Origin of the sequence: Bradyrhizobium sp., assembly GCF_022844465.1 — a bacterium.
Classification (GTDB): domain Bacteria; phylum Pseudomonadota; class Alphaproteobacteria; order Rhizobiales; family Xanthobacteraceae; genus Bradyrhizobium.
In genome coordinates this window covers 52,468-66,533 of record NZ_JALHLP010000006.1, presented here as the reverse complement: position 1 = coordinate 66,533, position 14,066 = coordinate 52,468, and the positions used below count along the sequence as shown (strand labels likewise).

The following is a 14,066-nucleotide window of genomic DNA, read 5'->3' as shown; positions in this document are numbered from 1 at the left end:
CGTTAAGAGCTTACCGCGGTTGAGCGCTGTGATGAACGGAAATTGAAGCCGGGACATGGCCGACACTGGCCGTATTGTCGCGCCACGCCCCCGGCGTCACGCCGGTCACCCGCTTGAACGCGCGATTGAACGCGGCCTCGGATTCATAGCCGACATCGGCCGCGATCGAGGCGATGCTGTCATCGGCATTGCGCAGCCGGTCGGCGGCAAGCTGCATGCGCCAATTGGTGATGTACTCGATCGGGGATTGATCGAGCACGGCATTGAATCGCTCCGCCAGCACCGTCCGCGACGTCCCGGCCTCGCGCGCCAGATCTTCCACGGTCCACCGGCGTACCGGATCGCCATGCACCAGTTGCAACGCGCGGCTGACGACGGGTTCGTTGAGCGCGGCAAACCAGCCGGTTGCGCTCTGCGGAAGCTCGGCGGCGTAGCGGCGAATGACCTCGGCGAACAAGAGCTCCATCAGGCGGCCGAGCAGCAGCTCCGTTCCCGGCGTCGCCGCGTCGGCAAGCCCGATGATCTCGCGGATGGTCGAGGTGACGAGCGCGCTCACTTTTTCGTCCGCGGTATTGGAGACCAGCAGCGGCGGCAGCGAGCGGAACACGGGCGCGAACACGAACTCCGCCGACTCGATGAAGCCGCAAACCATGCGCGTCGCCTCGCCGCCGCCGCCGTGATCCATCATCCACATTCCCTTGACGGGGCCGGCTTGAAACAGGTCGGGCGCGAACGCCAGCTCAAGACACTCGCCCCGCCAGAATTTGTGCGTGTCGGCAAACGGCAGCAGCACCGCGTCGCCTGCGGAGACGATGCGCCGCTCGCCGGTCGCAAGCTCCATCGTGCAGCCGCCGGCGGCGACCAGATGGAATATGCTGACGTGACGAAGATGTGCGAGCGGCGTGCCGGGGTCCCAATCCTTTGGGCTGATGATGCCGAAAGGCTCGGTGAATCTGGCTTTCAGGAACACCGATCCGGTCAGACGAACGGCCCGCAGCGTCTCCGCCAGAAGATCATAGCTCCCGGAATTCGCTTCCGGCGTTCCTGCAAAGGAATGCGGTGTAGCGGTCATGGCGAAATTCCCATTCCGTCGGTATCTGGCAGTTCAGGCTGGCGTTGCGCCGGCCACTTCAAAGACTTGTTCTTAAAGACTGATGGAGAAGGCAATGATTGTCTTGTTTTTTATCATGATCGCAAACTGGGCGCGAGGGCGGCCGCCCGGTAAATTGCTCCGAGCCGCCCTGATCCTGGCAATCCTGGCGCCGGCGTCCGCCTCGCTGTCGAGCAATCCGGCCGTGGCGATCGCGCATGGCGATCAGCAAGTCGCTCCGAATGTGCTGCCGCCGCTGGCGCCGGTTATCCCCTGATCAAACCAGAAGGAGAATTGTCATGAATTGCCTCAGCATGGCTTCAAATGCGTCCGACCTCGCAGCGGTCAAGGGCCGCCAGCAGGCGGCGTGGGGTTCGGGTGACTACGCCGTCGTTGGCGTCACCTTGCAGATCGTCGGCGAGACGCTGTGCGAGGCGGTCGACCTGCGCAGCAGCCAGCGCGTCCTCGATGTCGCCGCCGGCAACGGCAACGCCACGCTGGCGGCAGCCCGGCGCTTTGCCGAAGTGGTGTCGACGGACTATGTGGGAAGCCTGCTTGACCGTGGCCGCGAGCGCGCCGCGGCGGAGCGGCTGCCTGTCACCTTTAAGCAGGCGGATGCGGAAAGCCTGCCGTTTCCGGATGCGAGCTTCGATGTCGTACTCTCGACGTTCGGCGTCATGTTTGCGCCGGATCAGCCGAAGGTCGCCCATGAATTGCTGCGCGTCTGTCGGCCGGGCGGCAAGATCGGTCTCGCCAACTGGACGCCGGAAGGCTTCATCGGCCGGCTGTTCAAGACCATCGGCAAGCACGTCGCGCCGCCGGCGGGCGTGAAGTCGCCGGCGCTGTGGGGCACGAAGGATCACCTCGAAGCGCTGCTGGGCGAGGGATCGGACGTGGTTGCCACGGAGCGGCGCTTTACCTTTCGCTACAGATCGCCGGCGCATTTTCTCGATGTCTTCCGCACCTACTACGGCCCGGTACTCAAGGCGTTCGCCGCGCTGGAGGGCCCGGCCCGCGTGGCGTTGGAGCGTGACCTCGTGGTTCTGGTCGAAGAGTTCAACGTCGCAAGGGACGGCACGGCCGTGATCCCGAGCGCCTATCTCGAGGTCGTCGCCAACAGGCGCTGACCCGCGTCGTCCATTGTCCAATTGCAGAAAAGGAGAATTGTCATGAAAGCAGTCATTCGCTCGAAGAATATGTTTCGGTATGTGACCAGCGTGCTCGGCTCGGCGTGCGCCGTCGCAGCGTTGTCAGTCCTGGCGCACGCCGCGGACGCGCCGGCCGATCCGATGCCGCGCGCGGAGGGTTGGCTGGTCAAATCCTACGCGGAGGTTGCGCGTCCGGCGGCGGCGAAGCCGTTGAAGGAGGAGTTGGCCGCGCTCAAGGCCACGGCCGCGAAGCGGACCGCCGAAGACGTCGCCCGCTACAAATGGTGGGCGACAGGCGGCCCGGTTCATCGCTGGAATGAACTGGCGCTCGATGAGCTGCAGGAAGGCTTCGTCACCCTTCCGCTCGCCGTTCGCCATCTCGCGCTGCTGCATGCAGCCATGGACGACGCGGTTGCCGCTGCGCAGCACCACGGCAAGCCGGGCGCTCCCCGGAGAACCGTGGATATTGACGGCGTGTTCAAGCTGGCGGCCTCTGAAGTTGCAAGCGCGCCGCCGGCTTCCGAGTATTCGGCCGTTGCGGTTACGGCCGCCGAGGTGCTCGGTTATCTGTTTCCGGCCCGCGCCGCTCATTTCGCCGAGAAAGCGGAAGAGGCGATCAGAGTGCGGTTGCTCGCTGGCGTCGAGCTGCCGCAGGCGGCGGAGAACGGCCGCGAGATCGGCCGCAAGGTGTCGGCGCTCGCCATTGCGCGCGGCAAGTCCGACGGAAGCGGCGCCAAATGGAGCGGCAGCGTTCCGGAAGGCGCCGGCCTGTGGAAGGGGACAAACCCGATCGCGCCGCTCGCCGGAACGTGGCAGCCATGGGTGCTCAAGACCGCGAACGAATTGCGGCCGGCGGCGCCGCCCGCGATCGATTCCGATCAGGTCAAGGCCGCGCTGGCCGAGTTGAAAGGCTTCGCCCGAACGCCCAGAACCAATCACCGCGCCAACTACTGGGAGGTCCATGGCGGCGCGCGGGCGCACACGCTGTGGAACGAGATCGCGCGCACCAGGATCATGGAGCATGGTTACCCGTCGGCAACCGGCTCTCGGGTGCTCGCCGCGTTGAACATCGCCTTGCTCGATGCCGGGATTGCCTGCTGGGACGCCAAATACGCCTTCTGGTACATTCGGCCGTCGCAACTCGATTCCGATCTGAAGGCGCTGTTTGCGCCGCCCAATCATCCGAGCTATCCGGCCGCGCATGGCTGCTTCTCCACCGCAGCCGCCACCGTGCTGGCCCGCGTCTTCCCGCAGGACCGCGATCGCCTGCTGGCGCTGGGTGAGGAAGCGGCCGAGGCCCGGGTGTGGGCGGGCATCCACTACCGCTTCGACATCGATGCCGGCCAGGAGATCGGCCGCAAGGTCGGCGAGCGAACCCTGGAGCGGGCGTTCATGGCGCAGACCACGGGTCAAACGGCTTTCGCCAAATAACGCGTGACGACGGCGGGCGCGGGACCGGTTCACCGGATTGCCGGTGCCGTCCGCGCCCGCCGTTTGGCTAACGGGCGGAAGCGGTTGCAGCGCTCGTGACATGGACCGGGGGCTTGCGCCCACCGTTCCACTTGCCGCCGATCGCCCGCTCGACCTGCGCCGCCAGTTGCAGCAGCAATCCGTCATCGGCTTGCTTTGCGATGGCCTGGATGCCGAGCGGCAGCCCGTTTTCCTGCGCCGCCAGCGGCAGCGAGATCGCGGGGATGCCGCAGAGATTGGCGAGCGGCGTGTAGGCGAAGTTGCGCCAGAGATTGCCGAACCAGTCCAGCACATCGGGATTCTCGCTGGTGGTGAGATATTCCGTGGTGCCGATTTTCGGCGTCGGCAGCGCCGTGATCGGCGTCAGGATGATATCCCAGTCTTCGAAGAACGCGCCGAAGCCGCGCGACGTGGTGTTGAACACCGCCTGCATCCGCGCCCGGTCGGCGTAGCTGGTGTGCCGGCCGTGCTCCCAGATCCTTGTATTGACGGGTTCGATAAGGTCGGCCGGCGGTCGCTCCAGCCCGCGGGCTGCGAGCATGTTGGCGATCGCGACCGCGAAATTGCTGATGTAGCAGGTGGTCTGCGCCGCGAAGGCTGCGCGATAATCCAGATTCGGCAACGCGTGGTCGACGTCGTGGCCGAGGCCCTCGAGGAAGCGTCCGACCTTTTCCAGTTCAGCCGCGATATGCGGCGTTGCGCGGTAGTCGCCCCATTGATGCGAGAGCGCGATTCTCAGCCGGCCGGGATCGCGCGCGATCATGCTGGTGGTGGACTCGGCCGGACTCCAGAACGGCATGAACTCGCCCGGCGCGGCTCCCCGGCAGGCATCGACAAAGGCCGCGGTGTCGCGCACCGAGCGCGACTGGCAGCCCTGAATCGAGACCAGTCCGCTGAGGTCGGAGAGGTGCGGTGACAGCGAGAACACGCCGCGCGAAACCTTGAGGCCGATATTGCCGTTGACGCCGGCGGGAATCCGGATCGAGCCACCGCCGTCGCTAGCATGCGCGATCGGGACCGCGCCGGCGGCGACCACGACGGCGCTGCCGGCCGATGACCCGCAACTGGTGTAGTCGGTGTTCCAGGGATTGCGAGTGACATAGACGGCCGGATTGTCCGCCGAACTGCAGACCCCGAACTCCGGCGTGGTGGTGCGTCCGATCAAATTGAGCCCCGCCGCGCGCATCTTCCCGGTCAGGAACGTGTCGGCGGTGGCGCGATTGCCGCGCATGTACAGCGAGCCCATTTCCTGCAGCCGGCCCTTCATCGTCGGGCCGAGATCCTTCATCAGGAATGGAAGCCCGGCAAACGGCCCGTCGAGATCTGTATCGTTGCTGCCGGGATCGGCGATGGCATCCTCGAACATCTCGACGACGCCGGAAAGCGCCGGGTTCACGCGTGCGATGCCGGCTGCCGCCTGCGCGGCCAGTTCCGCCGCCGTCAGTTCGCCGTTGCGGACGCGCGCCGCCAGCGCGATGCCATCATGCTCGGCCCATTCATCCCAGCTCATCGGCAAGGTCATTCGATCCACCCTTTCGGCGCGGCGCCATCTGATCGGCCATTGATGCCGCCCGGACTGGCCTGACCGGAACCATCGTAGCGCCAGATCGTTTTCCATACAGGCCTTTCACCCGTTGGAGATCAAAATGATGCGCCTGGCAACAGCGATACTGGCGGGGGCTTTGAGCGTGAGCGTGAGCGTAGCCGCCGCCCAGTCCACCACGCCTTCCAGCGAGAAACCGGACACCGCCTGCACGACGTCGCCGGCGGCCACTTCGGGAAGCGGGGACGGAAAGCAGTCGAATTCGATGGCCGTGGAAAAGAGCGCCATCTTGCCGTCGGCCGGTGGGACGAAATCGGCTGCACCGACCGTTCAGAGCGACGGCAAGCCGATGAAGGTCGCCGAGGACTGCCCGCCGGATTCCAAGCCCAAGTAGTTGTACTCCGGGCCGACGAGTGAAGCTGCGCTCTACGCTGTGCAATCGCGCATGGGACAACCACCTCTGCGCACGCGCTATCGTCTGCTTCGCTTCGCCTGCAACGAAAATCTTGGCCCCGCGCGTGCGACAAAGCAACGCGACGGGCAAATCACCCAAAACCTGTCCAGCCCTCTCGACAAAAAGATTCCCTCTTCCGTCGTCGGGCAAATCAGCTTTATGAATCTGCCCGTCTCACCCGATGAGAGGGGCGGCTCGCGATCGTCACGAACGCGCGGTGGGATGCGGTGGACGCTGAGGTCAAAGAGACGATGTTGACCGAGGCGTACGGCGAAATCGCGTGGTCCTGACGCCGCGGTGCTGGCGTCAAGTCGCGCAGATTCAGTTCTGCGCGACGACGGAGGCAAAACAGCCGTTCTCCGGGGAGATCGCGTTATAAGCCGTCAACCCATTGCGCAGGGAAGGCCGGATGCTCTCCGCTGGACCTGTATGCTCGTGTGCGCACTTCCTTGTGCACATTGCACACGAGACCGCGGGTGCAGCGCGCACCCGGTCTTCCCTGCGCCCTCTTGCTTCAAGGGGCCGCCGAACGAAAGCAAACCTCGGGCGAAACATGCCGCGAGATCGCGAAACCATGTTCTCCGTCATTGCGAGGAGCGAATGCGACGAAGCACTCCATGTTTCCTCGGCGGTAGCATGGATTGCTTCGCTGCGCTCGCAATGACGAAAAGCAACAATGCATCGCGTCTTGCGCCCCGCAACGACGTGGCGGTGGCAGGCCCGCTAATCGTCCACATCCTCTTGCGGCCGTCTGAACAGGTGAATGATGCCGGGGGTCGCGACCGAGACGAACAGGAAGCGCGACAGATGATGGGCGCCGACGAAGATAGGATCGACATGCAGCGTCAACGCCAGCGCCAGCATGGCGTCCATCGCGCCGGGCGCAAAGGCGACGACGATGTCGGCGAAGCGCACCTGGGTGGTCAGCATGGCCACCGCGATAAAGATGGCCGATAGGACGATGGCAACGGTGAATGAGCCCAGCGCGGCGTTGACGTGGCTGAGCAGCGTCCGGGTATCCACCCGCGCGAACCGGGTGCCGATCACGGCGCCGATGCCGACCAGCGCCACCCCGCGCATCCAGTCCGGCAGGCCGCCCTCGATCAGGCCGGTGCCGTGCAGCGTGCTGGAGGCGATCATCGCGCCGAACATCCAGCTCGCCGGAAACCTGATGAGCCGCAGCAGCAGCGCGACCGCGATGGCGGCGGCCGCCAGCACGGCGAGTTCGATTGGCGAGGCGATGATGGAGGCCACCGTGAGCGGTGTTGTCGGTGCGACGCCGCTCAGCGCCAGCAACAGCGGCAGCGCGGCGGTGAGCAGGATGACCCGCATGGTCTGCACCACCGCGATCGCCGCGACATCGGCGCCCTTCTCGGCGGCAAGGATGGTGATCTGCGACAGCGCGCCGGGGCTTGCCGCCAGCAGCGCCGACGTCCGGTCCCAGCCATGTGCGCGCTGCAAATAGAAGCTGGAGCCGAAGGTCATGCAAAAGGTCGCCAGCGCCAGCAGGGCGATGGTCAAGGGATAGGCGCCCATGTGCTGGATCATCTGCCGCGACACCAGCGAGCCCAGCATGATCCCCAGCAGCACCAGCACGGCCTGCGTCAGCATCGGCGGCATCAGCAGCGGCCGGCCGGCGAGCGCGGCGATGCCGACCGCGACCATCGCGCCGGAGATCAGCCCGCCCGGCAGCCCCGTCCACAGGAACAGCAGGCCGCCGGCGGCGCCGATCACAAGCGTCTCGATCGTGCCGAGGATCCTGGCGCGGTCGGGAAGGGAGGCCATCGATGGGGGGAGGAGGCTCACGCCGCCTTATGGCAAATTCGCATGTTCGCGACAAATGCGTCTGGCGATGGCGGCAATGCGCGCCAGCCCCGCGCGGTCGGGGCGAAGACATCGCTGAACGGCGGCTGAACGGGTCGCCGGAGTCGGGATGATCGCTGCCGGAAAATTTTCACGGCGCGGATCGGCCTGCGCGTTGTCACAAGCTCTGGTTGCGCTAGGATGGAGTCGCAAATAACTGCCCCAGGAAGCACTGTCTCAAGGAGTTCAAGGGATGACGATCCAGGCAAGAATGTTGTGCGCGTTGGCGATGTCGGGTTGGGCCGCGGTTGGGATGATGTCGCCCGCCGAGGCCCTGACGCCGCAAGAATGCAGTGCGAAATATCAGGCTGCCAAGGCCGCCGGCACGCTTGCCGGACAGAAATGGAACGATTTCCGCAAGGCCAATTGCGGCGCGGACGCGACCGCCGCTGCGCCGACCGCCGCCGCGCCGGCTGCCGCCACCGCCGCGACTCCGGCCGCCGCGCCCAAGGAAGCCAGGAAGAAGGCTGAGAAGGAGACCGGGCCTGCGGCCGCGCCGGCGGGACCCGCGGTGTATCCGACGGCCGTCGATCCCAAATATGCCAAGGAGACCGCCGGCAAGTCCCGCATGCGGACCTGCGTCGATCAGTACAACGCCAACAAGGTCACCAACGCCAATGGCGGCCTGAAGTGGATCCAGAAGGGCGGCGGTTACTACAGCGAATGCGCCAAGCGGCTCAAGGGCGCGGCCTGAGCGTCAACGGCTTGGCGGCGCGGTCGGACAGCACGGCCGCGCCGCCGCCTGACGCGCGGCTGATGGCTGCGGGGCGGGCCTGTGCGGCAAGCATGGCGATCCGGATGAATTCCATCTATGGTCCGGCCGTGCAACCGGATCCGCCATCTTGATCATTTCCGCCGCGCAAAGCGCGCTAGGTCTGGCGTCGGGGATGCTGGTCGGGTTTTCGCTCGGCCTGGTCGGCGGCGGCGGATCTATTCTCGCGGTGCCGCTGATGGTCTATGTGGTCGGCGTTCCCGAGCCCCATGTCGCGATCGGCACCAGCGCCATTGCGGTAGCCGCCAATGCGGCCGTCAACCTGTCGAATCATGCCCGCGGCGGCACCGTGGTGTGGTCCGTCGCGCTGATCTTCGCCGTCGCCGGCATGGCCGGCGCCTTCGGTGGCTCGATCCTCGGCAAGATGGTCGATGGCCAGAAATTGCTGGCGCTGTTTGCGCTGGTCATGATCGTCATCGCGCTGTTGATGCTGAAAACGCGCTCGCGAATCGGCCTGCCCGACGTCAAGGCCTCGATGGCCAACATGCCGGCCATCGTCGTCCTGGGGGTCGTGACCGGAACCATGTCGGGCTTTTTCGGCATCGGCGGCGGCTTCCTGATCGTGCCGGCGTTGATGCTGGCGACGAGAATGCCGATCATGAACGCGGTCAGTTCATCCCTGGTTGCCGTCACCGCGTTCGGGCTGACCACGGCCGCAAGCTACGCCTGGTCCGGGCTGGTGTCGTGGGAGCTGGCGGGGTTGTTCGTCGCGGGTGGCCTCGCGGGCGGGTTGGCCGGCACGCGGGCCGCGCGGCACCTCGCGGCGCGCCGCGGCGCGCTCAACATCGTGTTCGCGGTGGTCATAATTGTGGTGGCGCTCTATATGCTGGCGCGTAACATTCCCCTGTCCTGGACGTAAACCGGGAACGCAGTCCTTCGTGGAAAACAAGATGATTCGCATGGAAAACCCAGCCGTCACTATCCCGGCACCCACGCGGCGACAGACGCTTGGCTGGCTTGGCGCCGGCGCAGCCGTGATCGGGGGGATGTCGCGCCCGGCATTGGCGCAAGGCGACGAGGTGCTGACCGAAGCGCTGGTGCTGCGTGACCCCGAAACGCCTGCGGCCGGCAATCCCGACGGCGACATCAACATCGTCGAGTGGTTCGACTACAATTGCCCCTACTGCCGCAAGGTCGCGCCGGAAATCCAGATGATCGTGCAGCACGACGGCAAGCTTCGCCTGGTGCTGAAGGACTGGCCGATCCTGGGCGAGGTCTCGAAGTTCGCGGCCCGCATGGCGCTGGCGGCGAAGTATCAGGACAAATACTTCGCCGCGCACGATGCAATGATGGGCGTCAGCTCAAAATTGACCGAACCGCGCATTCGCGAATTGCTGGCCGGCGCCGGCATCGACATGGACCGCCTCAACCGCGACCTCACCGGCAAGGGCAAGGCGATCGACGCCATACTCGCCCGCAACCACGAACAGGCTGTGGCGTTCGGCTTCAAGGGTACGCCGTCTTATATCGTCGGCAAGTTCCGCGTGCCGGGCAATCTCACCATGGCGCAGTTCGAGATGGTGATCGCGGACGCGCGAAAGGCCAAACAGAACAAATAGCGGTCAGTTGGAAGATATTTTCACCCAACCCTCATGCGCACGGGCCTTTAGCGCCTTCAAATCGGCCGCAGCGACATCCCAGTTGACGATGGTGCGGTTGGTTTGCCCGACTTGTCCGTTCGCGACGGCCGATGTCTGCATCGAATCGTAGACATAGACCCCGCCGACCAGCAGCAGCGCACCCAGGATCATTCCGAACAACGTTCTCATGAAGTTCCTCCGTCGTGGACAACAATGCAGATGTGTCAGCATGGTTCCAACGACACCAAACCCGTCGTTGCGGGCGTTAATAGGGCGATGCGGTGGAGGGAGCTTGTCGTGGTCAGCCTTGGCAACCCATCCAGTGCAGGATTTCAGCGTTCATCTCGCGCGGGTAGCAATGGCTGAGATCGTCGAGTTCGCGATAGGTCACGGCGGCGCCGGCCGCGGCCAGCGCCTGGCGGGTCTGCCGTGCCACTTGTACCGGAAACATCCAGTCGAGCTTGCCATGCACGATGTGGACCGGCAGACCGCGCAACCTTTCAGCCTCGGCCATTTCGGCCATCAGCGGATGGAAGGTCGCCGCCACCGGCGCCAGATGGGTGAAGGGCGAGGCGCGCTCGAATCCCGTAACGTAGCAGAAGGTGCCGCCGTCGCTCATGCCCGTCAGCAGCATTCGGCTCGAATCGATGTTCCAGCGCGAGCGCACCGATTCCAGGATGCGCATCAGGTTCGGCGTATCGGCGTCGTCGCCCATCAAGGCCCAGGTGCTGCCGGTGGCCGTTGGCGCGACCAGGATCGCGCCGCGGCTGCGGGCGTCGCGCAGCCAGCTCCACAGGAAGCTGCGGCCGTTGCCGCTGCCGCCATGCAGCGCCATCACCAGCGGCCAGGCCCGCCTGGGCGTGTAGTATTCCGGCACGTAGAGCGAAAAGCCGCCGCGGCCGCCGGGTTCGTCGTGGTCATGTATCACGCCGGTATCCTCGCCGGACGGCGCTGCAAGCCGCGCCATGAGTCCAGCGTCCTGGCGCAGCGAAGGATCGACGAAGAACTCGCTCACCGGCGGCAGCTTCGCCGATAGCGCATAAAGCGCTTCCTGCGCCCGCGGGACGTGGCGCAGCGCGCGAAACACGCCGACCAGATCGCCATTGCCGTGTTGCACGATCCGCAAGGCATCGAACGCCGCGAGGGCTGCGTCGCTGGCGATTTCAAGCGGCGTCCTGATGTCGGCGAATCCGTCGGGCCATTGCACCAGCCGCGGACGCACCGCCCGCAAGGCTGCGTCAGGCTGGCCTGCGGCTTCCATCACGCGGTCGAAATCCGGCGGATGGAGGTGGCGCGCAACAAAGCCGAGGGCTTCGAGCGACTGCAGCAACGGCGGCAGCACGGCCACGATGTGGTCCACCACGGCCTCGCTCATGGGCGGTGTCCAATCTCAGTGCAGCCGTGGCGCCTTCAACAATTTGGCGCGATCGATCGAGGTCAGCGCCACGTCGAAGGTGACGCCCTCGTGATAGACCGTAAGCGGCACGTCGACGCCGGCGGCGCCGAGTGACCACAGCTTCCGGTAGAATCCGGCCTGGCTGACGACATTCTCGCCGTCGACGGCGAGGATGACGTCGCCAGTCTTGATCTCGGCCCGCGCCGCCGGTCCCTTGCCGGCGATGCCGACCACCACGACGCGGCCGTCGATTTCGGTCGTGTACATGCCGAGCCAGGGCCGCGCCGGCTTGTTGACGCGGCCGAATTTCCTGATGTCGTCGAGCACCGGCTTCAGCAGGTCGATCGGCACGATCATGTTGACGTGCTCGGCCTTGCCGTCGCGCTCCCGTTCAAGCTGCAGCGAACCGATGCCGATCAGTTCGCCGCGGTTGGAGATGAGCCCGGTGCCGCCCCAGTTCGGATGCGCCGGGTGGGTGAAGATCGCCTCGTCCAGCAGATATTCCCAATAGCCGGCGAATTCCTGCTTGGCGGCGATCCGGCTCGCAACCGATCGGGTGCGGCCGCCGGCGCCGCCGACCACGACGCGGTCGCCGACCGCGGCGGCGGCCGAAGAACCGAGCGGCAGCGGTTGGAGATCGAGATTGCCGAGCGCCTGCACCAGGCCGAAGCCGGACTCAAAGTCGAAGCCGAGCGCGTGGCCTTCCACGACCCGGCCGTCGCCGCGATGCAGCCATACGGCTTCCGCCTCGGTAATGAGATAGCCGATGGTCAGCACCAGCCCGTCATCGATCAGCACGCCATTGCCGGCCCGTTCGGTGCCGAGCGTCTCGGCGCTGAAAGCGTCGGGCGGGATGATGGAATGCAGCCCGACCACCGACGACAGGGTGCTGTCGAGGTCGAATCCATAATCGCCCTGACGGGGCTGGTTTGCGGGCGGCACTCTCCATTCGGTCAAAGAGGGCATGGTGGTCTCCTGTCGAACCGGCCGGGCTGCGGCGAGCAAGCGCGCGAATTCGTTACAATCTATGCCGCAAATGTCGGCCTTGAAAGTGTCTCGCAGAACGAGCCGTCAAGCGACTGTTATGAGGGCATATTTACACATGTTCTGCAGCGTTTGCGGTCATTCCACCCTTGCCCGTGCGCGGGAAGGCATGATCCGGAACTTGCGGTTTTCCTTCAGCCAGCCGGCGCGCTCGTCGCGGAGCAGGGTGCGGCGAACTTTCCCGGAATCGTCGCGCAAGCCGACGGCAACGATCTCGAAACTTTCCGGATGCTTGTAGCGGCTGAGCCGGTCGGCCAGGAACGCCGCCATGCCGTCGGCGACGGCTTGCGCGTCGCTCGCCGGCGCAAGTTCGAGGATGGCATGCACGCGCTGCCCGAATTCCGGGTCGGGCAGGCCCACCACGATGCAGGAACGCACCTCCGGATGCGCCGATATCGCGGCCTCGACCTCGGCCGGATAGATGTTGGCGCCGCCGCGCAGGATCATGTCGGCGAGCCGATCGCCGAGATAGAGATAGCCCTCGGCGTCGAGCCGTCCGATGTCGCCGAGCGACTCCCAGCCGTCCGGCCGACGCTTCGGCTCGGCGCCGAGATAGTGGTAGGTGCTGCCGGCGCCGTCATTGGGCAGGAAATAGATTTCGCCGGTTTCGCCTGTTGCCACATCGTTGCCGTCCTCGCCGATGATCCGCAGCCGGCAAGTGTCGCCGATTTTGCCGACGGAGCCCCTGTGGGCGAGCCATTCCGTGCCGGAAATGATCGTGGCGCCCTGCCGCTCGGTGCCGCCATAGAGCTCGTAGATGCGCTCGGGCCCGAGCCACCCGATCCATTTTTCCTTTAGCCAAGGCGGCATCGGAGCCGCCATGTGAAACACGGTCTGCAGGCTGGAGAGGTCGTAGCGGTTTCGAACTTCGTCGGGCAGGGCCCAGATCCGGTGCATCATGGTTGGCACGAAATTGACCCATTGCACCCGGTTGGCCTCGATCAGGCGCAGCGTCTCCTCGGCGTCGAACTTGACCAGGCCGGTGACGCGCCCGCCGTTGAACAGCGCGGTGTGCGACACGATGAAGGGCGCGTTGTGATAGAGCGGCCCGGGGTTGAGCAGCGACACATTCTGCACGAGGCCGAGCGGGGACGGCGCCGTCGTCTCCACCACTGCCGGCATGTGATCGAGGATCACCTTGGGCCGCCCGGTCGAGCCGCCGCTGGTCATCGCCTTCCAGTAGCGCGCCACCGGGTTCGTCACCGGCTCGTCCGACAGGCCTTCGGGCACGAAATCGGCGGGCAGCGAATTCGGCGCATTCCAGTCGGGCTGGCCACCGACCACCAATGATGGCTTGAGGATGTCGAGCACCGCGGCCGCCTCACCGCGCGGCAGCCGCCAGGTCAGCGACGTCGGCGTCGCGCCGCACTTCCACACCGCAAAGGTGGTCTCGAAAAACAGGTTGCTGTTGGGCAAGCCGATGGCGACGAAGTCGCCGGGCTTGACGCCCCTGGCGGCAAAGGCGCGGGCGCGGGCATTGGCGTTGCGCTCGAGCTGGTCCCAGGTGAGCGTGTCCCTGCCGTGGCTGATCGCGATGGTGTCCGGATGCTTGCGCTCGGCATACCAGCGCGGCACGTCGGCGATGGGGATCAGCATGGGGCGCGGTCTTCCGTTGGCGGCGTTTGGCGGCCGCGCTTGTGCTTCACCAGGAGGCGAAAGCCGCCTTGTCAGGTACTTCACCAACAGGCGCCGTTGCAAGTCAAGCT

At 65.7% G+C, this 14,066-nt stretch carries 15 protein-coding genes; 6 read left to right on the top strand and 9 right to left on the bottom strand.

Annotated features, from left to right (window positions below; translation table 11 throughout):
- Positions 1-10: 10 nt before the first annotated feature.
- Positions 11-1,072, bottom strand: a complete 1,062-nt coding sequence (locus Q0D31_RS12725) for an AraC family transcriptional regulator (protein WP_291850886.1) — start codon at positions 1,070-1,072, stop codon at positions 11-13.
- Positions 1,073-1,166: 94 nt separating this feature from the next.
- Between Q0D31_RS12725 and Q0D31_RS12720 the strand changes: the two genes are divergently transcribed.
- Genes Q0D31_RS12720 through Q0D31_RS12710 form a run of 3 tightly spaced genes read left to right on the top strand, consistent with a single transcriptional unit; the run spans position 1,167 to position 3,669 of the window.
- Complete coding sequence (locus Q0D31_RS12720) at positions 1,167-1,367, top strand: hypothetical protein (protein ID WP_291850883.1); 201 nt, start codon at positions 1,167-1,169, stop codon at positions 1,365-1,367.
- A gap of 37 nt (positions 1,368-1,404) precedes the next feature.
- Complete coding sequence (locus Q0D31_RS12715; RefSeq protein WP_291851398.1) at positions 1,405-2,217, top strand: class I SAM-dependent methyltransferase; 813 nt, start codon at positions 1,405-1,407, stop codon at positions 2,215-2,217.
- A gap of 42 nt (positions 2,218-2,259) precedes the next feature.
- Complete coding sequence (locus Q0D31_RS12710; protein ID WP_291850880.1) at positions 2,260-3,669, top strand: phosphatase PAP2 family protein; 1,410 nt, start codon at positions 2,260-2,262, stop codon at positions 3,667-3,669.
- A 67-nt stretch (positions 3,670-3,736) separates the two neighbouring features.
- On the opposite strand, the gene Q0D31_RS12705 is transcribed toward Q0D31_RS12710, so the two are convergent.
- From Q0D31_RS12705 to Q0D31_RS12695, 3 genes are all read right to left on the bottom strand, one after another.
- The gene (locus Q0D31_RS12705) at positions 3,737-5,230 is read right to left on the bottom strand and encodes an amidase (protein WP_291850877.1); all 1,494 of its coding nucleotides are present in this window, start codon (positions 5,228-5,230) and stop codon (positions 3,737-3,739) included.
- 105 nt (positions 5,231-5,335) lie between these two features.
- The gene (locus Q0D31_RS12700; protein ID WP_291850874.1) at positions 5,336-5,539 is read right to left on the bottom strand and encodes a hypothetical protein; all 204 of its coding nucleotides are present in this window, start codon (positions 5,537-5,539) and stop codon (positions 5,336-5,338) included.
- Between the two features lie 889 nt (positions 5,540-6,428).
- The gene (locus Q0D31_RS12695; protein WP_291850871.1) at positions 6,429-7,490 is read right to left on the bottom strand and encodes an AbrB family transcriptional regulator; all 1,062 of its coding nucleotides are present in this window, start codon (positions 7,488-7,490) and stop codon (positions 6,429-6,431) included.
- 271 nt (positions 7,491-7,761) lie between these two features.
- Between Q0D31_RS12695 and Q0D31_RS12690 the strand changes: the two genes are divergently transcribed.
- Positions 7,762-8,262: a hypothetical protein gene (locus Q0D31_RS12690; RefSeq protein WP_291850868.1), complete on the top strand. Its 501-nt coding sequence runs from the start codon at positions 7,762-7,764 to the stop codon at positions 8,260-8,262.
- Here the strand turns inward: Q0D31_RS12690 and Q0D31_RS12685 are convergent.
- On the bottom strand, positions 8,246-8,377 hold the full coding sequence (locus tag Q0D31_RS12685; protein WP_291850865.1) for a hypothetical protein: 132 nt from the start codon (positions 8,375-8,377) through the stop codon (positions 8,246-8,248). The genes Q0D31_RS12690 and Q0D31_RS12685 overlap by 17 nt on opposite strands.
- A 36-nt stretch (positions 8,378-8,413) precedes the next feature.
- On the opposite strand from Q0D31_RS12685, the gene Q0D31_RS12680 reads away from it, so the two are divergent.
- Positions 8,414-9,199, top strand: coding sequence for a sulfite exporter TauE/SafE family protein (locus Q0D31_RS12680; RefSeq protein WP_291851395.1), 786 nt, complete (start codon positions 8,414-8,416; stop codon positions 9,197-9,199).
- A gap of 31 nt (positions 9,200-9,230) precedes the next feature.
- Positions 9,231-9,899: a DsbA family protein gene (locus tag Q0D31_RS12675; protein ID WP_291850862.1), complete on the top strand. Its 669-nt coding sequence runs from the start codon at positions 9,231-9,233 to the stop codon at positions 9,897-9,899.
- 3 nt (positions 9,900-9,902) lie between these two features.
- Here the strand turns inward: Q0D31_RS12675 and Q0D31_RS12670 are convergent, their stop codons facing one another.
- The 4 genes from Q0D31_RS12670 to Q0D31_RS12655 form a co-directional block, all read right to left on the bottom strand.
- Positions 9,903-10,109: a hypothetical protein gene (locus Q0D31_RS12670; protein WP_291850859.1), complete on the bottom strand. Its 207-nt coding sequence runs from the start codon at positions 10,107-10,109 to the stop codon at positions 9,903-9,905.
- A gap of 112 nt (positions 10,110-10,221) precedes the next feature.
- Positions 10,222-11,295, bottom strand: coding sequence for a phospholipase (locus Q0D31_RS12665; RefSeq protein ID WP_291850856.1), 1,074 nt, complete (start codon positions 11,293-11,295; stop codon positions 10,222-10,224).
- A gap of 15 nt (positions 11,296-11,310) precedes the next feature.
- Positions 11,311-12,282, bottom strand: coding sequence for a S1C family serine protease (locus tag Q0D31_RS12660; RefSeq protein ID WP_291850853.1), 972 nt, complete (start codon positions 12,280-12,282; stop codon positions 11,311-11,313).
- 156 nt (positions 12,283-12,438) lie between these two features.
- On the bottom strand, positions 12,439-13,956 hold the full coding sequence (locus Q0D31_RS12655; protein WP_291850848.1) for an AMP-binding protein: 1,518 nt from the start codon (positions 13,954-13,956) through the stop codon (positions 12,439-12,441).
- Positions 13,957-14,066 lie beyond the last annotated feature (110 nt).

What these genes read in the sequence shown, in the direction of transcription:
- Q0D31_RS12725 (WP_291850886.1), bottom strand. Translation starts at nt 1,072, where the DNA reads ATGACCGCTACACCGCATTCCTTTGCAGGAACGCCGGAAGCGAATTCC.
- Q0D31_RS12720 (WP_291850883.1), top strand. Translation starts at nt 1,167, where the DNA reads ATGATTGTCTTGTTTTTTATCATGATCGCAAACTGGGCGCGAGGGCGG.
- Q0D31_RS12715 (WP_291851398.1), top strand. Translation starts at nt 1,405, where the DNA reads ATGGCTTCAAATGCGTCCGACCTCGCAGCGGTCAAGGGCCGCCAGCAG.
- Q0D31_RS12710 (WP_291850880.1), top strand. Translation starts at nt 2,260, where the DNA reads ATGAAAGCAGTCATTCGCTCGAAGAATATGTTTCGGTATGTGACCAGC.
- Q0D31_RS12705 (WP_291850877.1), bottom strand. Translation starts at nt 5,230, where the DNA reads ATGACCTTGCCGATGAGCTGGGATGAATGGGCCGAGCATGATGGCATC.
- Q0D31_RS12700 (WP_291850874.1), bottom strand. Translation starts at nt 5,539, where the DNA reads ATGGCGCTCTTTTCCACGGCCATCGAATTCGACTGCTTTCCGTCCCCG.
- Q0D31_RS12695 (WP_291850871.1), bottom strand. Translation starts at nt 7,490, where the DNA reads ATGGCCTCCCTTCCCGACCGCGCCAGGATCCTCGGCACGATCGAGACG.
- Q0D31_RS12690 (WP_291850868.1), top strand. Translation starts at nt 7,762, where the DNA reads ATGACGATCCAGGCAAGAATGTTGTGCGCGTTGGCGATGTCGGGTTGG.
- Q0D31_RS12685 (WP_291850865.1), bottom strand. Translation starts at nt 8,377, where the DNA reads ATGGAATTCATCCGGATCGCCATGCTTGCCGCACAGGCCCGCCCCGCA.
- Q0D31_RS12675 (WP_291850862.1), top strand. Translation starts at nt 9,231, where the DNA reads ATGATTCGCATGGAAAACCCAGCCGTCACTATCCCGGCACCCACGCGG.
- Q0D31_RS12670 (WP_291850859.1), bottom strand. Translation starts at nt 10,109, where the DNA reads ATGAGAACGTTGTTCGGAATGATCCTGGGTGCGCTGCTGCTGGTCGGC.
- Q0D31_RS12665 (WP_291850856.1), bottom strand. Translation starts at nt 11,295, where the DNA reads ATGAGCGAGGCCGTGGTGGACCACATCGTGGCCGTGCTGCCGCCGTTG.
- Q0D31_RS12660 (WP_291850853.1), bottom strand. Translation starts at nt 12,282, where the DNA reads ATGCCCTCTTTGACCGAATGGAGAGTGCCGCCCGCAAACCAGCCCCGT.
- Q0D31_RS12655 (WP_291850848.1), bottom strand. Translation starts at nt 13,956, where the DNA reads ATGCTGATCCCCATCGCCGACGTGCCGCGCTGGTATGCCGAGCGCAAG.